Origin of the sequence: Acuticoccus yangtzensis, assembly GCF_001927245.1 — a bacterium.
GTDB lineage: Bacteria > Pseudomonadota > Alphaproteobacteria > Rhizobiales > Amorphaceae > Acuticoccus > Acuticoccus yangtzensis.
In genome coordinates, this window is the sequence record NZ_MJUX01000005.1 from 165,863 (window position 1) to 189,330 (window position 23,468).

Annotated in this window: 18 protein-coding genes; 17 read left to right on the forward strand and 1 reads right to left on the reverse strand. The window is 69.4% G+C overall.

Annotated features, from left to right (window positions below):
- Positions 1-6: 6 nt before the first annotated feature.
- The 17 genes from BIX52_RS14170 to BIX52_RS14250 all read left to right on the forward strand — a co-directional run bounded on the left by BIX52_RS14170 (position 7) and on the right by BIX52_RS14250 (position 22,083).
- On the forward strand, positions 7-507 hold the full coding sequence (locus BIX52_RS14170; protein ID WP_075221732.1) for a hypothetical protein: 501 nt from the start codon (positions 7-9) through the stop codon (positions 505-507).
- A 413-nt stretch (positions 508-920) separates the two neighbouring features.
- A complete protein-coding gene (locus tag BIX52_RS14175; protein WP_075221733.1) occupies positions 921-1,178 on the forward strand; it encodes a hypothetical protein in 258 nt (85 codons plus the stop codon).
- 71 nt (positions 1,179-1,249) lie between these two features.
- Positions 1,250-2,164, forward strand: coding sequence for a flagellin N-terminal helical domain-containing protein (locus tag BIX52_RS14180; protein WP_075221734.1), 915 nt, complete (start codon positions 1,250-1,252; stop codon positions 2,162-2,164).
- Positions 2,165-2,462: 298 nt separating this feature from the next.
- Entirely contained in the window at positions 2,463-3,395 is a 933-nt protein-coding gene (locus BIX52_RS14185; RefSeq protein ID WP_075221735.1) for a flagellin N-terminal helical domain-containing protein, read from the forward strand.
- A 285-nt stretch (positions 3,396-3,680) separates the two neighbouring features.
- On the forward strand, positions 3,681-4,685 hold the full coding sequence (locus tag BIX52_RS14190; RefSeq protein ID WP_075221736.1) for a flagellin N-terminal helical domain-containing protein: 1,005 nt from the start codon (positions 3,681-3,683) through the stop codon (positions 4,683-4,685).
- A gap of 366 nt (positions 4,686-5,051) precedes the next feature.
- On the forward strand, positions 5,052-6,050 hold the full coding sequence (locus BIX52_RS14195) for a flagellin N-terminal helical domain-containing protein (RefSeq protein WP_075221737.1): 999 nt from the start codon (positions 5,052-5,054) through the stop codon (positions 6,048-6,050).
- 452 nt (positions 6,051-6,502) lie between these two features.
- Positions 6,503-7,453 carry a flagellin N-terminal helical domain-containing protein gene (locus BIX52_RS14200; RefSeq protein ID WP_075221738.1) on the forward strand — a complete coding sequence of 317 codons (951 nt, stop codon included), beginning with the start codon at positions 6,503-6,505 and terminating at the stop codon, positions 7,451-7,453.
- Positions 7,454-8,082: 629 nt separating this feature from the next.
- Positions 8,083-9,714: a flagellar basal-body MS-ring/collar protein FliF gene (gene fliF, locus BIX52_RS14205; protein WP_075221739.1), complete on the forward strand. Its 1,632-nt coding sequence runs from the start codon at positions 8,083-8,085 to the stop codon at positions 9,712-9,714.
- The gene (locus BIX52_RS14210; protein WP_075221740.1) at positions 9,714-10,721 is read left to right on the forward strand and encodes a hypothetical protein; all 1,008 of its coding nucleotides are present in this window, start codon (positions 9,714-9,716) and stop codon (positions 10,719-10,721) included. The genes fliF and BIX52_RS14210 overlap by 1 nt, the downstream gene beginning before the upstream one ends.
- A complete protein-coding gene (locus BIX52_RS14215; protein ID WP_075221741.1) occupies positions 10,714-12,099 on the forward strand; it encodes a flagellar motor protein MotB in 1,386 nt (461 codons plus the stop codon). The genes BIX52_RS14210 and BIX52_RS14215 overlap by 8 nt, the downstream gene beginning before the upstream one ends.
- Positions 12,096-15,023, forward strand: coding sequence for a hypothetical protein (locus tag BIX52_RS14220; RefSeq protein ID WP_157956266.1), 2,928 nt, complete (start codon positions 12,096-12,098; stop codon positions 15,021-15,023). Before BIX52_RS14215 ends, BIX52_RS14220 begins: the two co-directional genes overlap by 4 nt.
- Complete coding sequence (gene fliK / locus BIX52_RS14225; protein WP_075221743.1) at positions 15,020-16,768, forward strand: flagellar hook-length control protein FliK; 1,749 nt, start codon at positions 15,020-15,022, stop codon at positions 16,766-16,768. Before BIX52_RS14220 ends, fliK begins: the two co-directional genes overlap by 4 nt.
- Positions 16,769-16,974: 206 nt before the next feature.
- Positions 16,975-17,583, forward strand: coding sequence for a cytidine/deoxycytidylate deaminase family protein (locus BIX52_RS14230; protein WP_075221744.1), 609 nt, complete (start codon positions 16,975-16,977; stop codon positions 17,581-17,583).
- A 134-nt stretch (positions 17,584-17,717) separates the two neighbouring features.
- Entirely contained in the window at positions 17,718-19,898 is a 2,181-nt protein-coding gene (purL, locus tag BIX52_RS14235; RefSeq protein ID WP_075221745.1) for a phosphoribosylformylglycinamidine synthase subunit PurL, read from the forward strand.
- A gap of 63 nt (positions 19,899-19,961) precedes the next feature.
- The gene (locus BIX52_RS14240; RefSeq protein ID WP_075221746.1) at positions 19,962-20,198 is read left to right on the forward strand and encodes a BolA family protein; all 237 of its coding nucleotides are present in this window, start codon (positions 19,962-19,964) and stop codon (positions 20,196-20,198) included.
- A 274-nt stretch (positions 20,199-20,472) separates the two neighbouring features.
- Entirely contained in the window at positions 20,473-20,811 is a 339-nt protein-coding gene (gene grxD / locus BIX52_RS14245; RefSeq protein WP_075221747.1) for a Grx4 family monothiol glutaredoxin, read from the forward strand.
- A 378-nt stretch (positions 20,812-21,189) separates the two neighbouring features.
- Positions 21,190-22,083 (forward strand): hypothetical protein, encoded by an 894-nt coding sequence (locus BIX52_RS14250; RefSeq protein WP_108676584.1) that lies wholly within the window; start codon positions 21,190-21,192, stop codon positions 22,081-22,083.
- 17 nt (positions 22,084-22,100) lie between these two features.
- Here the strand turns inward: BIX52_RS14250 and BIX52_RS14255 are convergent, their stop codons facing one another.
- Complete coding sequence (locus BIX52_RS14255; protein ID WP_075221749.1) at positions 22,101-23,405, reverse strand: hypothetical protein; 1,305 nt, start codon at positions 23,403-23,405, stop codon at positions 22,101-22,103.
- Positions 23,406-23,468: the final 63 nt, after the last annotated feature.

The window sequence follows — 23,468 nt, forward strand, 5'->3', positions numbered from 1 at the left end:
GAAGTGATGCCCGAGACCGAGGACCATACGGCAACCCTGCCCGCCGCACCGCGCGACATCCGCCGGGCAGGGAACGCCGCGGAAACCTATCGCACCGTCAACATGAGCGGCTATGGCACGATGCCGTTCCTCGAGGAGGCCCCGGCGCGGGGTGCGGCAGAAGATGATGCGCCCCGCCAGCGGACCATCGTCGATGCGCACTTCGAGGCGGCGGATTTGCCGGGCTGCGACACCGCCCCCGGCGATAACCATGCCCATGCCGACTCCGGTGCCTATGCCGGTGCGGGGTCTACGGGGGATCCGCCCGCAGGCGCCGCGCTGGTCGCCGCGAAGCGGGCCATATCCGCCTTCGTCAGCGCGTTCTTGGCCGAGGTGGAGGCAGTCGCACCGCGTGAAGAACCCGCGGTGGCCGTGGAGGCGGCCGCGGCGCCCGGCGAGGGAGAGCGCGAGGGAGAGCCAGGCACCGGCGCTGCGGACCACCCGCACCGCCACTCCTACAACGTGTGACGGCGCCACGTGTCCGGCGGAGCGCCCCCGCTGTCGTGAACCGGCCGGGACTACGCACCGGCCGGAACCATGCGACCGCCAGGACCACTCATCGGCCGGCGCATGACTGTGCTCGGGTCGCCGCCTGACGCTCCGGTCGGTCCGGAACGCGGCCGGGAACGGCGGCACCCGCCATGCTTCACAAAAGCTGAAAGCAAGGCGGATCGGGCCGAATTTCATTCTGCAGGCAGGCTCGAATGAGGGTTCGCGCGTTATGTCTGGGGAGGCGGTCCACCACCACCGGACCTGCCGCTAGCTCCCTCACGTGCATCATGAAGATGCATGCCGGTCCGCTCCAGGTTCGGAGCGTCCCCTTGCCGCCGCGTCCGCCGCGTCGGTGAACCTCCTGTGTATTGAGTAGAGGACCACCTGCGATGAGACGCACTCATCCTCCCAGCCCGTTCCAGGCCCTGTGCGCGTCCAACGACAACGGCGCCACCGCCTCCAGCCGCGACCTGACGCCCCTCGCCCGGCGCGGCACGCGGTTGTGCGGAACCGCCGTAGAAGTGCCGCCCGGCGCGCTGGACGAAATCCGCACCCTCATCGCGCATCGCGCCCGCTACGCCGAGGCCCTCAGGAGCCTCGCCGATGGCAGGGACGCGTTGACGGAGACGCTCGCCGAATTCCGGTAGGCGGCGGCAAGGGGCTCTGACGAGCCTGGACGGACCATTCAGGGACTAGGTCGAAGTAGGGATTCAAGGTTATGACAACCATCTATTCCAGCAGTGCAGCCCTTTCCGCGCTGCGTGAAGTCAACTCCATCAACCGGGAGCTTGCCGCCAGCGCCGAGCGGATCGCCTCGGGCCGCCGCATCTCGACCGCCAAGGACGGCGCCGCGATCTGGGCCATCGCCCGCTCGCTGGAAGGCGACATCTCGCTGGCCGGGACGATGTCGGACCAGCTCGCCGTCGTGGAGGCGACCTTCGGCGCGGCGGCGACCGGCCTCAGCACCGCGGCGACCGCGCTTGGCGACCTCAGAGACCAGCTCGTTCTCGCCCGCGCCGGCGGGGCGGATCGCGCGTCCATCCAAACCCAAATCGACGGGCTGCAATATGCCCTTCAATCCGCCGCCACGGGCGCCAAGGTCGGCAACGTGGAGATCCTGAGCCAAAGCGCGTCCGGCAGCTACAACCCGGTGAAGACCTTCACCATCGACGTGGTGCGCGGCGGCAGCGGCACCAGCGTCTCCGACTTCGATTTCGACGTGCGTGGCGTCGCCCTCGTCAACGCCAATGCCGACGAGGGGATCCTCGACGAGTCACGCACCGTCAACGCCACCACCTCAACCGTCCTGACCCTCGACGTCTCGGCGTTGACCGACGCGGCCGGTGACATTCAGATCATCGACGACTTCATCTCGATGGTGGACGCCGCGCTGACCGAAATCGCCAGCGCCGAAACCCTGGTCGGCTCCGCGATCAGCCGCGTCCAGTCCCAGGCCTCGCTGCTCGACACGATGACGGCGGCCCGTCAGCAGGCGCTGTCGACGCTGGTCGACGCCAACCTCGAGGAGGAGGCCGCCCAGAAGGACGCGCTCGTGGTGCGACAGCAGCTCGCGATCGAGGCCCTGTCCATCGCCAACACCAACCTGGCGACGATCTTGCGCCTGTTCGAGTAGTCGGCGCGCCCGGCGCGGCCGACCCCGCGCCGGGTTTTACATCCGCCAAAATTCCGGCACATCGTCTTACGTGCCAGCCTCGGATCACACAGCTGTGCGAGTGTCGCGCCAGACGGTCGACGCTCGCCTTCTGGCGTTCCAAGCTCCACGCAAGCCAAGCAGAATACCGTTAAGTGCAAGCAGGTTGGCCGGGCGAACCCCCGCCTGGGCGTTCGTCCAGGCCCTGGCCAGAGGCATGAGGCCGCCCTGCCCCGCCGTCGCCGGCATGTCTTTTCGACATTCTTGATTGGGAAAGACGATGACGAGCCTTCTGACAAACCACGCGGCCATGGTCGCGTTGCAGACCCTCAACCAGATCAACCAGTCCCTCAACACGACCAACAATCGCGTGTCGACGGGCTTGCGGATCAACAAGGCGTCCGACTCGGCGGCGTACTGGGCCATCGCGACGACCACCGATTCCGACAATGGCGCGCTGGGCGCGGTTCGCGACGCGCTCGCCATCGGCAAATCCACGCTGGACGTCGCCTATAACGGCCTGGAGACGACCCGCGAGTCGCTCCAGAAGATGAAAGAGCTGCTGGTTTCGGCCCGCCAGCCAGGCGTCAACCGCGCCAATGTCCAGACCGAGCTCGACGGTCTGATCACCGACATGCAGAACAAGGCCGGCGCGTCGGTCATCAACGAGCAGAACTTCCTGGAGGCCGACTCCACCGGCAACACGATCAAGGCCGTCGTCGCCTCGTTCGAGCGTTCGTCCGCCGGTATCGCGATCTCCCACATCGAGCTCGACATCGCCAGCGTCATCCTGGTCGACACCGGCGCCAATGCCGGCATCCTCGACCAGTCGCGCACGGTGGGTGCGGCCGGGCCGCAGCAGTGGGTTGGCTCGATCATCGACATCGCCGGTGGTGCGCTCAGCGCGATCACCGACTCGGCCGATGATCTCGGCCTGTTGGAGAACATGATCCAGGCGGTGGACGACGCGCTGACGGAAGTCATCTCGGCCCAGAACACGATCGGCGTCAATCTCGCCCGTGCGGAGAGCCAGGAGATCTTCGTCGATGCGCTGATGGATGCCAACACCCGCGCGGTGGGCGCGCTGATCGATGCCAATATGGAAGAAGAGTCCACCAAGCTGCGGGCACTCCAGACCCAGCAGCAGCTCTCCGTGGAATCCCTCGCCATCGCCAACGCCGCGGCGCAGAACGTGCTGGCCCTCTTCCGATAAGCCTTCACCGGAGCGACCCAAGCTTCCACCGAACGAAAGGCCGCGTCCTCACCGGGACGCGGCCTTTCTGCTTATCCGGCACAGGCGGGCGCCGGTGCCGGCCCGTCCAGATGGTGCGCAGGGTTGCACGCCAAGGTTCGGCCCAGCACGCGATATTAGAAATCAAGCCGCAGCAGGTTGGACGGCCGCGCCGCAGCTTCGGCGCGCCGCGATCACCAAAGGCATGAAGCCGCCCTGCCCCAGCCGACCGTCGGCATGTCTTTCTCGAGCCCCATAGGAAAGACGATGACGAGCCTTCTCACCAACACCGCGGCGATGGTCGCGCTTCAGACCCTCAACAGCATCAACTCCGACCTGAACACGACGAACAACCGCGTGTCGACGGGTCTGCGGATCGCTCAGGCGTCTGATTCGGCCGCTTACTGGGCGATCGCGACGACAACCGCCTCCGACAATGGCGCCCTCGGCACCGTGCAGGACGCCCTGGCCATCGGCAAGTCCACGCTCGACGTGGTGTATAATGGTCTGGAGACGACCCGCGAGTCGCTGCAGAAGATCAAAGAGCTTCTGGTCTCCGCCCGTCAGCCGGGTGTGAACCGCATGAACGTCCAGGTCGAAATCAACGGCCTCATCACCGACATGGTGAACAAGGCCGGCGCCTCGGTCATCAACGAGCAGAATTTCCTCTCCGTCGACACCGACGATGCCGCCTTCAACGCCATGAAGGCCGTCGTCGCCTCGTTCGAGCGTTCGGCCTCCGGCATCGCCCTGTCGACCATCGACCTCGACATCACCAGCATCATCCTGGTCGACGCCGACAGCGCCGTCGACGGCCACGATGGTCTGCTGGACAAGGATCGCACCGCCGAGGGCATTGCCCAGGTGACCATCGAGGGCGGCGAGACGCGTGACGGCATCCTCGCTCTGATGACCTACGACACCAACGACGCCGACCCGACGACGCTCGCGTCCCCGGTGGGTGATCTCACCGACTCGGCGGCCGATCTCGCCATCCTGGAAGGCTTCATCCAGGGCGTCGACGCGGTGTTGATGGACGTGATCTCGGCCCAGAACACCGTGGGTGTGAACCTTGCCCGCGCCGACAGCCAGCTCACCTTCGTCGACGCGCTGATGGATGCCAATTCGCGCGCCGTCGGCTCACTGATCGATGCCAACATGGAAGAAGAGTCCACCAAGCTGCGCGCGCTGCAGACCCAGCAGCAGCTTTCCGTGGAGTCCCTCTCCATCGCCAACGCGTCGGCGCAGAACGTCCTGCAGCTCTTCCGTTAAGACGGGTCGTCCGGGCGGGATCCATGATCCCGCGCCATCCGCCTTGCATCGACCGGGCCGCGCTCCCTTGGGAGGCGCGGCCTCTTCGCGTTGCGAGGACGGCACCATCCGCGCCGCCTTCGGAGCACCGCGCACGGTGCGAAGGCCTCTTCGGCAAGGTGTGCGCCATGCTGCCAGTCGCGGTGGTTCGCCGGGGTGGCGGATGGCGGCGGCGCCCAGGCTCGGCCCAGGAACGGCGTGTACCACTCCTGACGCAGCAGGTTGGTTCAGCGCGCCACAATGAGCAGCGCCCGTCCCAAAGGTATGAGGCCGCCCTGCCCTCGCCGACCATCGGCATGTCTTTCTCAGTATTCCAAAGGAAAGACGATGACGAGCCTTCTTACCAATACCGCGGCGATGGTCGCGCTTCAGACGCTCAACGCCATCAACTCCGATCTGAACACGACGAACAACCGCGTGTCGACGGGTTTGCGGATCAACAAGGCTGCCGACTCCGCTGCCTATTGGGCGATCGCGACCACCACCGCCTCCGACAACGGCGCGCTGGGTGCCGTCACCGATGCGCTGTCGATCGGCGAGTCCACGCTGGACGTCGCCTATGGCGGTCTGGAGACGACCCGCGAGTCGCTGCAGAAGATCAAAGAGCTTCTGGTGTCTGCCCGTCAGCCGGGCGTGAACCGCGCCAACGTGCAGACCGAAATCAACGGCCTCATCACCGACATGGTGAACAAGGCGGGTGCCTCGGTCATCAACGAGCAGAACTTCCTGTCCGTCGACACCACTGCGCTCGACTACAATGCCACCAAGGCGGTGGTCGCCTCCTTCGAGCGGTCCTCGACCGGGATCTCCCTGTCGCACATCGAGCTTGATATCACCTCGGTGTTCCTGGTCGACACCGGCGGTCAGACCGGCATCCTCGACAAGGCGCGGGCCAATGCCGGTGCCACGATCGCCCAGGTGACCGTTGAAGGCGGCACGACGCTCGACGGCATCATGGCGCTCGCCACCTACGACACCAACGACGCCGATCCGACGACGATCGCCTCCCCGGTGGGCGACCTCGCCGACTCTGCCGCCGATCTGACGATCCTGGAAGGCTTCATCGGCGCGGTGGACGAGGCGCTGACCGAGGTGATTTCCGCGCAGAACACCATCGGCGTGAACCTGGCGCGTGCGACCTCGCAGAAGGTCTTCGTCGCCGCGCTGATGGACGCCAATGAGCGCGCTGTCGGCTCGCTGATCGACGCGAACATGGAAGAAGAGTCCACCAAGCTGCGCGCGCTGCAGACCCAGCAGCAGCTTTCCGTGGAGTCCCTCTCCATCGCCAACGCGTCGGCGCAGAACGTCCTGCAGCTCTTCCGCTAATCCTGATCGTCCGGGCGGGACCGTTGATCCCGCCTGGCCCGTTCGATCAAGCCGCGCTCCCTCGGGGGCGCGGCTTTTTCGCGTTCACGCGGCCGGGCCTCTTCAACGGACGGCTGCCGCACCGCGCTTTGCCTCCGCTGCGGCCAAGATCCGTCCTTCGGGCACCATCGCGGACGGTTTCGGCCGGTGCCCAGTCTCTCCGGCTGCCGCTCTTCGCCCGGCCACACGGCCTTCGGAGCGTCGCCGCCGAGGTTCTCGGCACGGGGATGCCGATATGAAAATCCGGTCAGCTTCGCCAAAGCGCAGGGGGGTAAACAGGTCGTGGCTGCAGGTTGGTCGGGCGCGTGTCTCGCCCGCATATGGCGCGAGGCGCCGCCTTTACCAAAGGGATGTACCCGCCCTGCTCCAGCCGATCGTCGGCATGTCTTTCTCAAGCTCCATAAGGAAAGACGATGACGAGCCTTCTCACGAACACCGCCGCGATGGTCGCCCTCCAGACCCTCAACGCGATCAACTCCGACCTCAACACGACCAACAACCGCGTGTCGACGGGTCTGCGCATCGGCAAAGCGTCCGACTCGGCCGCCTATTGGGCGATCGCGACGACCACCGCCTCCGACAACGGCGCGCTGGGTGCCGTCCAGGACGCGCTGGCCATCGGCCAGTCGACCCTCGACGTCATGTATAACGGCCTGGAGTCGACCCGCGAGTCGCTCCAGAAGATGAAAGAGCTCCTGGTCTCCGCTCGCCAGCCGGGCGTCGACCGGACCAATGTGCAGGTCGAAATCGACGGCCTGCTGACCGACATGCAGAACAAGGCCGGCGCCTCGGTCATCAACGAGCAGAACTTCCTGGCCGTTGATTCCTCGGCGGCGGACTGGAACGCCACGAAGGCCATCGTCGCCTCCTTCGAGCGTTCGGCCTCCGGTATCTCGATCTCGCACATCGAGCTCGACATCTCCAACCTGACGCTGACCGACGCGCATGCGACGGCGGCCTCCAAGATCGGCATCCTCGACCAGGCCCGCGGCGTTGCCGTGTCGGGCGCCCTGGCCGCTGACGCCACGGTGACCGTGCTCGACGTCGACATCTCGGCGCTGACGGACAGCGCGGACGACCTCGGCCGTCTGGAACAGTTCATCCAGCTCGTCGACGATGCGATGGTGGACGTGATTTCGGCGCAGAACTCGGTGGGTGTGAACCTTGCCCGCGCCGAGAGCCAGCTCACCTTCGTGCACGCGCTGATGGACGCCAACGAGCGCGCGGTCGGCTCGCTGATCGACGCGAACATGGAAGAAGAGTCCACCAAGTTGCGCGCGCTGCAGACCCAGCAGCAGCTCTCGGTGGAGTCCCTCTCCATCGCCAACGCTTCGGCGCAGAACGTTCTTCAGCTCTTCCGCTAAGAGCTTTCGCGCCGACGCGGCCTGACGGGCCGCTGACACACAAGGACGGGCCGCGTGATCATCACGCGGCCCGTTTTCGTTTGCACCGCACCTCGCACCGGCCGCCGCGATGCCTGCGGTGCCCTCCTCCCCCGGCTCACGTCGCCACCCCCCGCCGCCCCCTCAGAGGTGCGAACGCATTGCGGGTCCGGTTCGCCTGATCGCTGGAGCCGCCCTCGCACCAACTGAAGGGCGCGGGGCCGGGTCCGTTGCAAGGAGCCGCAGGCCCGCCGAAGGCGGCTTGTCCTTGCGGCGAATCCGGGCCTGCGCCAGAGGGCGGGTGCGAGGGCGGATCCGGCGATCAGGCGGCTCCCTGATCGCTGGTGAGACCCGAGCCCCCGGCTTGCGCCCCGCCGTCGGTGCCGAACGCCCCGCTGCGGCGGGCCGGCCGCTCATTGCACCGCCTTTCGCCTGGTGCACCGCCGCAACAAGGGGAGCGGGCGGCGGCGGCGCCCGAACGGGTCCTCGGGCCGGGCGCAAGATAGGGCCAAGGCATATCAGCCACATTGATCCCGTTACGGCCGGGATTGCGCGGATTTTCCACTCCGGCCGCCACGTTCAGCAATCTGTTATCGCCATGAGGAGGGCCGATGACCGGCCGCGAACACGTCGAGCGGGTCCTAACGAATATGCGGGAGTTGGGCCCCCGTCGCCTTGCAGCGCTCACCGCCATCGCCATCGCGACCTTGGTCGTCGTGGGTGTGGGGGCGAGTTATCTCGCAAAGCCGGCGCGCGAAGTCCTCTATACCGGGCTTGACCGGGAAGACATTACGCGCATCGGCAACGTCTTGTCCGACGCCAACATCAGCTACGACGTCTCGCCCGAAGGCAACGCCGTTCTGGTCAACTTCGCCGACACGTCGACGGCGCGGATGCTGCTGGCCGAGAACGGCCTGCCGCGTTCGCCCAACGCGGGCTACGAGCTCTTCGACGACATGAGTTCCTTCGGCCTCACCTCCTTCATGCAGGAGGTGACGCGGGTTCGGGCGCTCGAAGGAGAGCTGGCGCGCACCATCCAGGAAATGCAGGGCATCTCCGCCGCCCGCGTCCACCTCGTGATGAGCGATCGCGGTTCTTTCCGCCGCCAGCAGAGGCCGGCGTCCGCGTCCGTCGTCATCCGCACGGATGGCGCCAAGGGCGACGCCTCCGCCGACGCGATCCGCCATCTCGTGGCGGGGGCGATACCGTCGATGGAGATCGGCTCGGTGACCGTGCTCGACACGCGCGGCGCGGTGCTCGCCTCGGGCGACGATCCGGCCAACCAATCGACCGGCCGCCTCGCCCGGCTCCAGAAGGAGACGAACTCCGGCCTCGAGGAGCAGATCCGCAAGACGCTGGTGCCGTTCCTCGGCGTTCAGAACTTCACGGTCAGCGTCACCTCGCAGCTGAACATCGACAAGACCACCGAGGCGGAAACGATCTACGACCCGGAGAGCCGGGTGGAGCGGTCGGTGCGGACCGTCAAGGAGGAGCAATCCGCCAAGAACAGCAACACCAGCCAGCCGGTCACGGTGCAGCAGAACATTCCCCAGGAAGAGCTGCCGACCGCGGGCGGGGCCGACTCGACGGAGGACTCCAACCGCCGCGAGGAGCTGACGAACTACGAGATCTCCTCACGCCGCGTGGAGCGGGTGCGGGACGGGTTCGCCATCGAAAAACTGTCGGTTGCGGTGCTCGTGAATGCGGACCGGATCGCGGCCAACGCCGAGGCTCCGAACGGGCCGACCGTGGAGGCGCAGATCGCCGACATTCAGGCTCTGGTGGCGACGGCGGCGGGCCTTTCGACCGACCGCGGCGACGAGCTGAAGGTGGCGACGATCCCCTTCGCGCCGGAAAACGATCTCCTGGAGCCGTTGGAAGCTGAAGGCTTCGTGGCGATCCTCAGCCGCCAGCTCGGGACGATCATCAACGCCGGCATCATCCTCGTGGTCGCCATTCTCCTGATCTGGTTCGGTCTGCGCCCGGCGATCCGTGCCCTGACCGCCCGCCCGGACGAGCAGCCCATGGCCACGCTCCTGGAGGCCCAGACGACGGCGGCCGACGGCGACGGCAAGCTGCAGAGCGGCTCGGAGGAAAGCGAGGACGAGCGCAACTTCATCGAGGACCTGAAGAAGAGTGCGCACCGTTCGCCCCAGTACCGGCTCGAGCAGGTCGTCGAGTACGACTCCGAGAAGACGGCGAAGCTCCTGAAACAGTGGCTCACACAGCCTGAGGTCGTCTGATGCGTTCGATTGCCGATACCCTGCCGACGCTCCGCAGCACCGGAGCGTCTCCGACGCCCCCGCCGCCGTCGATCATGAAGGAGAACGGGCGCTTCAATCCGCTGCTTCTGAAGAAGGCCTCGGCGCTGCCGAACCGCCGGAACGCCGAGGCGGAGGGCGATGACGATCGTGCCGGAGGCTTGGCGGCTGCGGACGAGCCGAGCGTCGCCGAGATCCGCCGCGCTCTCCTGAAGCGCCAGGGCGAGGCGGAGGGCGACGAGGTGCCCGGCACCGACGGATCGGCCCAGACGAACGGCGCTGCCGAGCCGATGGCCGGTGCCGCCCCCGCAGCCGGCGCCCCCGGTGTCGGCACACCCGCAGTCGGCGGAACCTCGACCGACCCGGCCGCCGACCCGAGCCGCCGCGCGATGGCCCGACCCGCGACGCGCAGCGCGGCCCAGGTCGTACCCCCCTTCGTCACCTCCGCGTCCAGCGCGGGGGGGAAGATGTCGATCGAGGCGCAGATCGGGGCCGCCGTCGCCGATGCCAGGCGGGAGGCGGAGGCGGAAAAGACCGCCGCCGTCGAATTCGCCCGCAAGGTCGAGCGTGACGTGGCCGCCCGTGCGGTGGCCGACGCGCGCAAGAAATGGTGTGACGAGGAAGGCACCGCGTTCGCCGCGCGAACGGCCGACGCCTTCGACGCTCTGCATCAGAAGCTGTCCGATGCCTTCGGCCAGGCGCTCGCGCCGATCGCCCAAGCGGCGATCCGTGATGCGGCGGTGCGCCGTTTCGCTGCCGTCCTGGACGATCTTGTCGGCCCGTCCGCCGAGGGTGCGGCCATCACCGTCAAAGGTCCGGCCCAGCTGATCGACGCCTTGCGGCAAGCCTCGGGCGACAACGGCATCGCATTCGAGGAGGTGGAGGGCGAGACCGAACTCACCGTCACCGTCGACGAGACGACCCTCCAGACGACCATCGCAGCCTGGGCGGACACGCTGCAACGCGCAATCGGTGGGGACGATGTCTGATAAAGTCACTCAGGAACTCATCATCCTCAAGCGAGTCGAGGACGAGGCGGAGGTCAAGAAGGGCGGGGCCTGGAAGGTGGCGCACGCCGACTTCATGACCGCCATGATGGCCTTCTTCCTCATCATGTGGCTCGTCAACGCCACGGACGAGGAAATCAAGAAGTCCATCGCCAACTACTTCAACCCGATGAACTTGATGGCCGCGCCGACGGACATGCGCGGCATCGAGGATCCGACGAAGGATGTCAGCCCTCCCACCGCCGGCGACGAAAACGGCCAGCCCGCGGGCAACCGGCCGATGGGATCGGCTTCGCCCGGTGAAGGCGGGTCGGCACAGGGCGGCGGCAATGTCGAGGTCGGCAACGAGAACCGCATGGACTCCTCCGGTGTCAACAGCGAGAGCGCCGGCGCCGCCTTCCACGACCCCTATGCGGTGATGACCTCGGCCGCGGCCGAGATCGCGCCCGAGGATCCGGTCGCGGTGGACGTGCCGCAGTCCAACATCGGCGACACGGGCGAAACCTCGATGGACGACAGCCCGCGCGATCCGTTCGACCCGGCCTATTGGCAGACGACGTCGCCGAACCCGGCACGTTCGCTGCGGCCGGGCGAACGGGACACACCCGGCGCGGTGCCCAACCAGCGCCAGATCGACGCCGCCGACCGCACGCCGACCGACGAGGACGCCGCCAGCGACGAGCCGAACGACGGGGCCCCGGCGGACCCGTCCCAGACGGCACTCGCGGCCCATTCGGCGCCTCGGCCTCGCCCGTCCGTGGGTCCGCGCTCCTCGCTCGCCGAGGCGGTGCTGGCGATCTATGGCGATCCGCCCGCGCCTGGGGACGCCGCCGCTGCGCCGGCCTCTCAAGGCCAGCAGCCCGCCGTGCAGGACCAGCCGGTCGACGAAGCCGACCCGCGCGCGCAGGCCCTCGCCGCAGCGGCGGAGGGGATTGCCGAGGCGCTCTCCGGCAGCGGTGCCGACATCGGCGTGACGGCGGGCGAGACCAGCGTCCTCATCTCGCTGACGGACGACGGTCCCTTCTCGATGTTCGCCGTCGGCTCGGCGCGGCCGAACGGGCAGACCGAGGCGCTGTTCGCCCGTGTGGCGCAGGCGCTCGCCACGCTCGACGGCAACATCGTGGTGCGCGGCCACACGGATGCACGGCCCTTCTCGTCGGGCGCGTCGGACAACTGGATGCTTTCGTTCGAGCGGGCCCACGCCACCAAGCAGGCCCTCGTGGCCAACGGGGTGGCTGAAAACCGGATCGCCCGCGTGGAGGGTCTTGCCGACCGCGAGCCGTCCAACCCGGGCGACCCATTTGCGGACGAAAATCGCCGCATCGAAATCCTCTATGAGCCCGCCGAGGTGTCTCAGTGAACCGTTTGACGTATCGTCTGGCCCTCACCACGGCCATCGCGCTCGTGTCCGCCGCGCCCGTCGCGGCGGATTCGGAGCGGCTGAACCTGATGGTCACGCATCCGGGGCACATGTCGTGGGGAACGGGCAACGGCGGGTCCGACGCGTCCAGACGCGCCGAGACCGGCGCCAAGCCCGGCGCACCGCTGGACCTTCGCCCCGGCGCCCTCGTCCGCGCGATCGCGGGTCAGGTCGCGGGTCAGGTCGCAGATCGCACTCCGGGCGAGCCGCGCCCGGCAGACGCGGCGGACGCTGCGGACACGCGCACCACGCCTTCATTCGGCGTCGCCTCGGCGGCCGAGCGGACCGCGCAGCAGGCGGCCCGTCCGCGCATCATCGGGACGGCGGACAGCCATGGGCTGCGCACCGAGCTCGCCCAGCTCCTGACGGATGAGCCGCCCAAGCCCAAGCGCCGGGACCGTGTTCAGTTCAAGCCGAGCTTCAACATTCGCGCCCGGTCGAACCGGCCGCGTTACGAGACGTCGGAGCCCACCGGTTCACGCGGCGCGGAGGGTTCGCCCCTCGGCGCGGCGGGCGTGCGCGTCGTGCCGGGCGCCGGCACTGTGCCGGGCCGTGTCGCGGACGGTCCGTCCGCAGCGCGCGACGCGGTCTCGACCGCAGGGCGCTCCGGCGTGGGCCGCAGCGGCGTGGCGGGGGCCAACGGCACCGCGGCGCCTGGCGATGCCGCGCCGGGCCGCACGGTCGCGGGCCGCGCGGTTCCCGTGCCGCCGCCCGCGCCGCGGCGCGCCACGCCGACCGCGACAACGGTCGCGGCCGCTGCCGCCCCGGCTGCCGCGACCGTCACGCTGGACGCGGAGGCCGCAATGCTGCCGCTGCGGCCCGACGTGCCGCGCCTCAATCCGCGCCGCGCTCAGACGACCGCCGTCTTGCCCTTCGCCGACGCGCTGCCCGAGGTGGTCGTGATCGACGCCGACGCGGCCGGGACGCAGGATCAGGCCGGGTCCACCCCCGTCACCGCCCTCGCCGCCCACAACGGCGGCTCCGCCACGTCCACAGGGAGCGCATCAGCACAGGAGGGTTCGGCCGATGGCGCGCAAGAGGATCGTTCGCAGGCGCCTTACCGCCCCGCGGCAGAGCCGTATGATCCGGCGGACACTGACGCGGCTGCTGCGGGCGACACCGCGAGCGGGGCCGGGCCTTCCGGTACCGGCGCGCCACACGGCGCGGGCGCTGACACGAACGCTGCGGCGGACGATGGAGCGGCGCAACACGCGGCGGCTGCGCCCGGTGGCGGGTCCGCTCATCTTGGCGATGAGGCGAGCCACCGGACCGGCGCGGCGCCTTCTGATGCGCACGGCAGCACCGGCGCGGATGCCGCTGACCGCGCGAGCGGAGCTGCGTCCGCGGCAAGCCCGGCCGGGACGCCGCAAGATGACGCCGGCGGTGCGGGCGGTCCCCCTCCCGCGGCGGCCGACGCCGGGTCGGCCCACGCCGCCGAGGCGGCGGCCGCGGGGAGCGGCGACGACCATGCCGACGGTGACGGCGACGGCGACGGAGGAGACGAGCACGCCGAAAGCGCCGATGGCGAAAGCGAAGGCGAAGAGGCGCCCCAACGGGTCGACACCACGCCGATCCCGCCGGGGCCGACGCCGTTCCAGCTCGTGCGCATGATGACGGCATTGCAGGACGACATCGCCCGCGGCTCCTCCACCGCGCTGCAGGCGCAGCGCGTCCTCTCCCGCCGCATCGGGGAGCGCTTCCGCGCCTCCGCCCCGCGCGAGTGGGAGGACCCTGCGAACGGTCGCGCCCTCGTCACCTACGGGCTGTCGGGCGGTGACCCCAGCGTGGTGCGCGACGTGCTGGCCGACGCCTGGCTGACCGAGACCTACATGAGCCTCGCCGCAGGCGCCCTCGCCTTCATGGAAGGCCGCGTCGACGACGCCGCGCGCCACTTCGCAGCCGTGCCGGACAGCGACATCGCCCATTCGGTCTTCGGCTCGGTCCGGCTGGCCCAAGCGGCACTCGCCGTCGGCAAGGACCGCGCCAAGACGATGGACTATCTCGACGATGCGCGGATGAGCGCGCCGGGAACGCTGGTCGAAGAGGCCGCGCTGCGCCGCGCCATCCTCCTCGCCGCCGAGAGTGACGATTTTCCGGCCTTCCAGAGCATGGTGAGCCGCTATCTGCGCAAGTTCCGCGGATCGGTCTATGCCGGCAACTTCCGCCGCCGCCTCGCCTCGGCGCTGACGCACATGAGCTTCATCAACGATCCAAGCGCGATCGAGCGTCTGGCGCCGCTGTTCGAGCCGATGACCGCTGGCGGACGGCAGGAACTCTACCTGCTGATCGCCCGCGCGGCGATCGAGAACGGCAGCCACAAGGCGGCGCAGACCGCCGCGACCCGCGTACTCGACACCGCCGGGGAAGGCTCGCTCGACTATAACAGGGCCGAGCTCTACCGCGCGGCGGCGGAGGTGGTGGACACCGGCAAGCTGGAGGACGCCACCAAAGAGCTGGAGCGCCTCAGCAAGGCGGCCGAGTTGCCGGAAGACGACCGCGCCATCCTGGCCGCCGCGCTGACCTTGTCGAAGAGCGTGGCCACCCTGCCCGGCCCCGCTTACGACGACGACATGGCCGCCCCGATGCTGAGCGGCCACACTTCGGCGGATACCGCCCCGGCGGACGTCTCCGGCGCGGATGATCCGCTGGCCGGAGCGCTGGACGGGACGACCGGCGGGGCGATGAGCGCCGGCGGCCCGGCGGGCGCGGATGGTGGAGGCGTGGTGCCGTCCACCGCCGCCGCGGCCGTCTCTCCCGACGAGGCGGCTGACCCGGACGATCCGCTCGGGCCGCCCCTGGATGTCGAACGGCGCGTTGCCGACGCCGTCTCCTCGATTGATGCCCTATTGGAGAATTCGCAATGACCCGGATTGGCGCAGAGTCGTCTCTCTCGGCCCCGCACCTCGGTCCGCAGCGTCAGGACCAGGCCGGGCCGGGTTTCTCGCTCGCCTTCCAGCAGGCGATCGCCGCCGCCCTCGGCGAGGAGCTGGCCGCCGGCGCCGGTCCGGCGGCCGATGCCGAGCCGGATCCGGCACTGGGTGCCGGTCGCAAGGGGCGCGGTGAGCCGGGCAAGGCCACGCACCTGGAAGCGGAGGCCAAGCGCGCCGGAGAAGCCGGTTCGCGCATCGACATCTCGGACCTGCTGCTCACCCCGCGCCGCGCGGCCACCGGTGAGACGGGCGAGCGAACGCCGCGCGCGAATGCGGTGGACGCCCTCGCCAAGATCACGGCGCGGCTCGATGAACGTTACGGCACGCTGAGCCGCATCCGCGACGGACGCGAGGCGGCCGACCCGTCACGAGCCGACGTTCATCACGGTGCGTTCGGCCCGTTCGACGGCGACCCGGACGCGGTGGCGGGCGGCGATCAGCCCCGCACGCCCGGCCGCGCCCCCTCTCCGCAGGCGTTGGAGCGGCCGGCGGAACGCGCAAGGGAGATGCGCGCCGCCGAGACGCCGAACGTCGCTGGCGCCGCCGCGGCCGCGGCCGCATCGGCCGAGACTGCCGCCCGCGCCGCCGCACCGCGTCTGGACCCGGTGCAGGAGGCGCGCACCACCGTGCGGGAGCGCTTGCGGACCATGACCGGCAGCGCCGCCAATGACGCACGAACGCTGACCGGCCCCGGTGAGGCCACGATGCCCGGCGCAGAAGGCCGCGCCGCCGCGAAGGACGGGCCGCTCACCGCCGACATGCGCCTTCGCACGATGGCGAGTGTGCGCGCCGTCGACCAGGCGCTGAGGGCCGGGCCGGTGGCGGCTGAGGCCGAAACCGCGTCGCCCGCGGCGAAGGCCGAACCGCGACAGCAGGCGGAACGGGGCGCGTCTCACGATGCGCCCGGCCGGCCGCATCTGAGCCGCGCCGAGATGATCGGCAACGTGACCCCCTACGCTGCCGACGACCTCGCCGCCGAGCAGCGCCGCCGCATGCCCGCCTTCCGCGCCGAAGAGCGCCACGCCGCGTCCGAGCAGCTCAACACCACCGTGACCCGGCGCGAGACACATTTCGCTCCCGTCATGATGCCGCAGCGCTCCGGCGGCCTGCCGTTGGGCCAGTCGATCGGCATCGACACTGCCCCGCCGATGGACGACAGCGGCGGCACTCCGGCCGATGGGCGCTTGGCGACGGACCAGCTCGGCCGCCTGATCGAGCGGACCCTGCCCGAGCTGCGGGCGGCGCTGGACGGGCGCGCACCGTCGCAGATGCAGGCCGCCAGCCAGGTCGCCAAGGCTCAGCCGCCGCAATCGGCCGGGCCTGTGCGGGTGGTTGAGATCCAGCTTCAGCCCGCAGCGCTCGGCAGTCTCACGGTGACGATGCGCCTCTCCGGGTCCGGGCTCAAAGTCAGCGTCGTGGCGAGCGTGAAGGAGACCGCGGCCCGCCTCAGCGAAGACCGCTCCGAGTTGACGCAGCTCATCCGGCGCGCCGGATACGAGGCGAGCGAAATCACCGTCGAGGCGGCGAGTGCACCCAGCGGTGGCGGTGAGGGCGAAGGCGACGCCTCGACTGGCGGCGGCGGTCGTCGCGGCGGCTTCTTCTACACGCCGGACGACGAGCCCGCCCCGCCACGCGGGACGGTGACCGAGACGCGCACCAGCCGCAGCGTCAACGTCTGATCGGACGGCGCCACCGGTCGCGGGCCGATGGGGCGAGGCGGCGGCCGCAGTGGACGCAGGTGAAGGCCGGGCGGGTAACGGCACGCCGGGGACGACGGCGCGAAGACGGGTAGGCGGCGGGCATGCACCGTGCGAGCATGACGCCGCGCCGACCGGCCGGCCATCGGCCCGGCCAATCGCTGACCTCCCGACCCACGGCTGACATCATGACCGACCGCGCCGCCCTCCTCGCCGATCCGCGCCTTCCGGGGCGCTGCCTCGCCTGCCTGGCACATGACGTCCTGCCGATGACCGAGAAGAGCGTCGCCGCCGGCAACAAGATCTTCGGCGCCGCGCTCCTCGAAAAGGCGGATCTCTCCACTGCCTTCGTCGCCACGAACAACGAGATCGAGAACCCGCTCTGGCACGGCGAGGTGCATCTCCTCAAAACCGTGCGCGAAGACCCGGTGCTGTCGCGTCGTGCGCCGACCGACTTCGTGTTCCTGTCGACGCACGAGCCGTGCCCCATGTGCCTCGCCGCGATCACATGGGCCGGCTACGACACCATCACCTATTTCTTCACCTACGAAGACAGCCGCGACGCCTTTTCCATCCCGCACGATCTCAAGATCATGGCCGAGGTGTTCGGCGTAGCGGACGGCGCCTACCGCCAGGACAACGCCTTCTGGAGCGCCCGCAGCATCATGGACCTCGCCGCCGCCGTGCCCGAGGCGCAGGCGCTGGAGGCCGAGGCCGAGGCGATCCGCACCCGCTACGCCGCCCTGTCGGACCAGTACCAGGCGAACAAATCCGGCAACGCGATCCCGCTCGCCTGAAGCGCCCAGCGGCCGCCCCTTTTGGCGGGACAAGCGGCACGGATCGGCGCGCGCGACCCTGCCACCGCGCGCCCCGGACTTGACGGGCCGTGCGCTGCGGCCTAGGGGCGGCCGGGTGCCAAATGGGGGACAGAATGGCCGTCGACATCACGCCGGAACTCGTGGCGAAGCACGGGCTGACGGCGGACGAATATGAGCGCTTCTGCGACCTCATCGGCCGCACGCCGACCCTGACCGAGCTCGGCATCGTCTCGGCCATGTGGAACGAGCACTGCTCCTACAAGTCCTCGCGCATCCATCTGCGCACCATGCCCACCACCGGCGAGAACGTCATCCACGGCCCCGGCGAAAATGCCGGCGTGGTCGACATCGGCGACGGCATGGCCGTTGTGTTCAAGATGGAGAGCCACAACCACCCGTCCTACATCGAGCCCTACCAGGGCGCGACGACGGGCGTCGGCGGCATCCTGCGCGACGTGTTCACCATGGGCGCGCGTCCCATCGCCTGCCTCAACGCAATCCGCTTCGGCGCACCTGACCATCCGAAGACGCGCCATTTGGTGTCCGGCGTCGTCGCCGGCATCGGCGGCTACGGCAACGCCTTCGGCGTCCCGACCGTGGGCGGCGAAGTGGAGTTCGACCCGTCCTACAACGGCAATCCGCTGGTCAACGCCATGGCGGTGGGCCTTGCCCGGCACGACGGCATCTTCCTCTCCAAGGCCGAGGGCGTCGGCCGGCCGATCGTCTATCTCGGCTCCAAGACCGGGCGCGACGGCATCCACGGCGCCACCATGGCCTCGGCCTCGTTCGACAGCGACGACCAGTCCGAACGCTCCACCGTGCAGGTCGGCGACCCCTATGCCGAAAAGCGCCTCCTGGAAGCGTGCCTGGAGCTGATGAAGACCGGCGCCGTCATCGCCATCCAGGACATGGGCGCGGCGGGGCTGACCTCCTCCGCCGTGGAGATGGGCGCCAAGGGCAACCTCGGCATCCGCCTCGACCTCGACAACGTGCCCTGCCGCGAAACCGGCATGACCGCCTACGAGATGATGCTGTCGGAAAGCCAGGAGCGCATGCTCATGGTGCTGAACCCCGACCATTGGGACGAGGCGCGGGCGATCTTCGACAAGTGGGAGCTGGAATCGGCCATCGTCGGCGAGACCACGGACGACCTCAGGTTCCGCGTCTGGCACAAGGGCGTGGAAGAGGCGAACCTGCCGATCAAGGAGCTGGGCGACGAGGCGCCGATCTACGACCGCCCTTGGGTGGAAAGCCCCGCCCCCGCCCCGCTGACCGACGCCGATCTTGCGGCCCCGGCCGACGTCGGCGCCGCGCTGACGGCGCTGATCGCCAGCCCCAACGGCTGTTCGCGCCGCTGGGTGTGGGAGCAGTATGACCACGTGATTTCCGGCAACGTCGTCGGCGGCCCCGGCGGCGATTCGGCGGTGGTGCGCATCGGCGACGGTCCGAAGGCGCTCGCCATGACCGTCGACGTGTCGCCGCGCTACTGCCAGGCCGACCCGTTCGAGGGCGGCAAACAGGCCGTCGCCGAAGCCTGGCGCAACCTCACCGCCGTCGGCGCGACGCCCTTGGCGCTGACCGACAACCTCAACTTCGGCGCCGCCACGAACCCCGAGATCATGGGCCAGTTCGTCCGCGCGATCCACGGGATCGGCGAGGCGGCGCGCGCGCTCGACTTCCCCGTCGTCTCCGGCAACGTGTCGCTCTACAACCAGACGGACGGCGTCTCGATCCTGCCGACCCCGGCGATCGGCGGCGTCGGTAAGCTCAGCGACGTCAACCGCCGCGCCACGGTGGCGTGGACCTCGGGCGACACGCTCTTCCTCGTCGGCGGCCATGGCGACCACCTCGGCCAGTCGCTGTACCTCGACGTGATTCTGGGCCGGCGCGTCGGCGCGCCGCCGCCGGTGGACCTCGCCCGCGAAAAGGCCCACGGCGCCGTGGTGCGCAAGGCGATCGAGGACGGCATCGTGACGGCTTGCCACGACGTGTCGTCCGGCGGCCTCGGCGCGGCGCTGGCCGAGATGGCGATGGCGTCCGGCATCGGCGCCCGGCTCGACATCCCGGACCCGCTCCACGTCCACCTCTTCGCCGAGGACCAGGGCCGCTACGTTCTCGCCACCCGCAAGACCGATGCGCTCATCCTGGCCGCCGCCAATGCCGGCATCGCGATCGCGCCGATCGGCATCGCCGGCGGCGACATGCTGGAGGTTCCCGGACGCCTCTCGCTCAGCGTCGCCGCCTTGAAAGAGGCGCACGAGGCGACGCTTCCGGCGCTGATGGCGCACCCCTGACGCGGCATTTGTCTCGGCCGCCGCGGGGCTTTATCGTGGACGGCCAAGCGACGGAGAACCAATATGGCGATGGACGCCCACGAGATCGAACGCCTCATCCGCGAGGCGTTGCCCGACGCGACGGTGGAGATCCGCGATCTCGCCGGCGACGGCGATCATTATGCGGCGGTTGTGGTCTCCGAATCCTTCCGCGGCAAGACGCGCGTGATGCAGCACAAGATCGTCTACGACGCCCTGAAGGGCCGCATGGGGGGCGAGCTTCACGCCCTCGCTTTGCAGACCTCCGCCCCGCAGACCTGACGCCCTGCGCGCGATCCCACCACCGAGCGCATCGCCCGGCTGGCGCGCCGCCCTGCTGGTGCAGTTTGCATATTGCACCAGCGCCGCGGCCACTTACCTGACTGCAGACTCGGAGCCGGCCCAGGACCTGGCACGACGCCGCGCTTGCCCGCGGCGCAGCCGCCTCGCAAGACGTTTGCTACCACACGTTTCGGGATGATAAATTGCGGCCAGTCCGCCAGGGACGGCCCGGCAACCCGGTGGTTTTCACCCCCACACGCGACAGGATGAACCTATGAGCGACGCAAAGACGACGATCGACAACGCCGTGAAGTCCAACGACGTGATGCTCTTCATGAAGGGCACCAAGCAGTTCCCGCAGTGCGGGTTCTCCGGCCAGGTCGTGCAGATCCTCGACTATCTCGGCGTCGAATACACCACGATGAACGTTCTGGAAGACGACGCCATCCGCAACGGCATCAAGGATTATTCCAACTGGCCGACCATCCCCCAGCTTTATGTGAAGGGTGAGTTCATCGGCGGCTGCGACATCATCCGCGAGATGTTCCAGGCGGGCGAGTTGCAGACGCACATGAGCGAGAACGGCATCGCCCTGCGCGACACGGCCGCCTGAGGCCGCGCGTCCGACGACGCGGCGCGGGGGGACGGGCCGGAAGCGCACCTGCGCATCATCCGTGACTGCCGGTCGGGCGGACGCGTGCCGCTCGGCGGGATGCGGTGACGCCGGTGCAGAGCGGCCGACGGTCGTCCGCCGGCCCGCTGCGTCCCGGCGCGCCGGGTCCGGCCGTTCGGCAGCGTTGGGTTCGGACGAATGATCCGGCTGCTGGTCTGCGCCCCGGGCCGGCGCCCATTCTGAACCTCTAGCCCGGCATCGCCTGGCCGCCTTTTCAACCGCGCACCGCTCGCCGGTGCCCTTCAACCGCGGCGCTGGCCGCCTGGTGCTGCGCCCGTCGGCACCGGCCGAGCGGTGCCGATCGCACGAGACTCCGCGTTGACGCATTCCTGGCCGCCCTCCCCGCTGCGGGACGATCTGTCCCGCCGAGGCATCCACGTGTGCCCCATGTTCCACGTCGGCCGCTGTGGCAGCACCGTCTTGCAGACCATGTTGCTGAAATCGGGCAGCGTCTTCGCCGACACCGAGATCTACGGCATCCACACCCGCGAGCAGGCGGCGGCCACCGGCGAAAGCGCCCCCGCCGGCGACCCCACAGCGGCGGCCGAAGCGTTCACGACGTCGCGCATCACGCGGCAGACGCAGGGCCTCGGCGAGGGCGTTCCCTATGTCTACGAGGTCAAGTTTCTGCCCTCCCTCGACATGGCGCACTTCGGGACGGGTCTTCCGGGCTATCTCGATTTCACCGAGCACCAGTTCGGAACCGAGCGGGCCATCGTACTCAGCCGGCGCAATATCCTGCGCCGCATCGTCTCCACACAGATCGCCGTGCGTCGCGGTCGCTTCTTCGATCAGCGCGGCAGCACGGTCGAGCTGCCCGAGATCACGCTGCCCCTCAGCGGATTGACGCTCGGCCACGCCACGTTCGGACTGGTCGACCTCATCGACACGATCGCGAACGGTTACCGGACGTTGCACGCAGAGCTGGAGTCGCGCGGCTACACCGTGCTCGAGCTGACCTACGAGGACCATATCGAGAGCGATCCGCGCGTCGCCTTCGAGAGGGTCTGCCACTTCCTGGGCCGGCCCGCGCTTGCCGTCACGCCGGCTTATCAGCGCATCAACACGGCGCCTCTCAGCCGAACGCTTCGCAATTTCGACGACGTCGCGAACGCCCTCGCGGATACGCCCCATGCGTGGATGCTGGGCGAAACCGCGACGTCTGGCGCAGCGACCGACCGCGCCGGAACCGCCCCCGTCCATCCGGCCTGAGCCGCAGCGCCGCGCCGTCAGGCCTGGCCGGGGCGGCAGCCGCGTCCACCCGCGACGACGATGAGCGCCAGCGCATCATAACTGGGGCGCGCAGTGTCGACGACGAGGCCGCCCGCCGTCATGTAGCGCGACAGGGCGGACTGCGTGCGCCTGCCCCACAGACCGTCGATCGGCCCCGGCGCGCAGCCCGCCGCGCTCAGGGCCGCCTGGATCTGCCGTGTCAATGCCGTCTCCCGGCTCGCCACCACGGCCGACTCCTCGTGGAAGACGCGGTAGCCTGCGCCCTCGCGCGCCAGCTTGACCGTATATTGCAGCGTGCCCTTCAGGGTGGCGCCGGTGGCGGGGTTCGCCGCGTCCACATCCGCCTCGCCGACGACGGTGCACGCCTCGCCCGCCGTGGTGCAGGTGATCGCCGGCTGACCCGCTTTGCGCAGTGCGTAGTCTGGCCAACGCTCGGCATAGGCGGCGCGGCGGCGGATCAGCTCGGCCCGGCTCACCCGGTCGCCGAACGAATCCACCTCGTCGGCATAAACGCGCCCGGCCAAGGTGCGCAGCGCCTCCGGCGAGGCGTTGGCGCTGGCGAAATAGAAGTCGATGAACTGGCGCGCCTGGCGGACCGCCTCCCCGCGCGGCTCGGACCGGCGGCTCTCGGTCCGCTGACGGGCCATGCGGTGGCGCAAGCTGCCGGTCTGGCCCTCTGCCGAACGGTGGGCCGTGCGCGCCGCGCTCGCCACCGCAATCTCGTCCGTCCCCCGCGGCACACGCCTGTAGCCGAGGCCGGAGCGCGCGGCGAGATCGGCGGTGAGATAGGACATCGACGTGTGATCGGCCTCCGTCGCCATGACCACCACGCTGAGCGGATAACCGAGCCGTGTGAGATAGGCGCCGACGATGGCGTTGCCGCTGGCGGTCATGCGCACCTCGTCCCCCTGGCGGGCGGCGGCGGCGTGGAAGCCTATGGCCCCGCCGTCCTGCCACGAGCGTTCCACCCCCGCGACCCAGATGAGCGCGCACGCCGAGGTGCAATGTGCGTTCGACGCGACGGCTGTGAAATCCCCGCGCTCGCGCAGGCGGTCGCCGATGGTGAGTGCGTCGATGAGTTTGCCGCCCGGCCCATCGAGATAGATGATCGCGGGGGGAAGGCCGTAGGTGGCGCTGCGGAAGCGTGCGGCATCGCCCAGCTCGATCTCGCCGGTCACGAAGACGCGCGGGCGCTCCCCCTTCGCGTCCGTGGCGGACTGGTCGACACGGATCTCCGCCGCATGGGCAAACGTTACCATCGCGGTTAGAAAGGCCAGAGTGACGAACCCAGGAAGGCGCATCCACAGTCCCGCGGTTGATCCGTGAAATACCAGACTGCGGCGAATGGCGGGGGAACTCAACCC

Bases quoted from the DNA above. Each gene is read 5' to 3' on its own strand.
- BIX52_RS14170 (WP_075221732.1), top strand. From the start codon at position 7: ATGCCCGAGACCGAGGACCATACGGCAACCCTGCCCGCCGCACCGCGC.
- BIX52_RS14175 (WP_075221733.1), top strand. From the start codon at position 921: ATGAGACGCACTCATCCTCCCAGCCCGTTCCAGGCCCTGTGCGCGTCC.
- BIX52_RS14180 (WP_075221734.1), top strand. From the start codon at position 1,250: ATGACAACCATCTATTCCAGCAGTGCAGCCCTTTCCGCGCTGCGTGAA.
- BIX52_RS14185 (WP_075221735.1), top strand. From the start codon at position 2,463: ATGACGAGCCTTCTGACAAACCACGCGGCCATGGTCGCGTTGCAGACC.
- BIX52_RS14190 (WP_075221736.1), top strand. From the start codon at position 3,681: ATGACGAGCCTTCTCACCAACACCGCGGCGATGGTCGCGCTTCAGACC.
- BIX52_RS14195 (WP_075221737.1), top strand. From the start codon at position 5,052: ATGACGAGCCTTCTTACCAATACCGCGGCGATGGTCGCGCTTCAGACG.
- BIX52_RS14200 (WP_075221738.1), top strand. From the start codon at position 6,503: ATGACGAGCCTTCTCACGAACACCGCCGCGATGGTCGCCCTCCAGACC.
- fliF (WP_075221739.1), top strand. From the start codon at position 8,083: ATGACCGGCCGCGAACACGTCGAGCGGGTCCTAACGAATATGCGGGAG.
- BIX52_RS14210 (WP_075221740.1), top strand. From the start codon at position 9,714: ATGCGTTCGATTGCCGATACCCTGCCGACGCTCCGCAGCACCGGAGCG.
- BIX52_RS14215 (WP_075221741.1), top strand. From the start codon at position 10,714: ATGTCTGATAAAGTCACTCAGGAACTCATCATCCTCAAGCGAGTCGAG.
- fliK (WP_075221743.1), top strand. From the start codon at position 15,020: ATGACCCGGATTGGCGCAGAGTCGTCTCTCTCGGCCCCGCACCTCGGT.
- BIX52_RS14230 (WP_075221744.1), top strand. From the start codon at position 16,975: ATGACCGACCGCGCCGCCCTCCTCGCCGATCCGCGCCTTCCGGGGCGC.
- purL (WP_075221745.1), top strand. From the start codon at position 17,718: ATGGCCGTCGACATCACGCCGGAACTCGTGGCGAAGCACGGGCTGACG.
- BIX52_RS14240 (WP_075221746.1), top strand. From the start codon at position 19,962: ATGGCGATGGACGCCCACGAGATCGAACGCCTCATCCGCGAGGCGTTG.
- grxD (WP_075221747.1), top strand. From the start codon at position 20,473: ATGAGCGACGCAAAGACGACGATCGACAACGCCGTGAAGTCCAACGAC.
- BIX52_RS14255 (WP_075221749.1), bottom strand. From the start codon at position 23,405: ATGCGCCTTCCTGGGTTCGTCACTCTGGCCTTTCTAACCGCGATGGTA.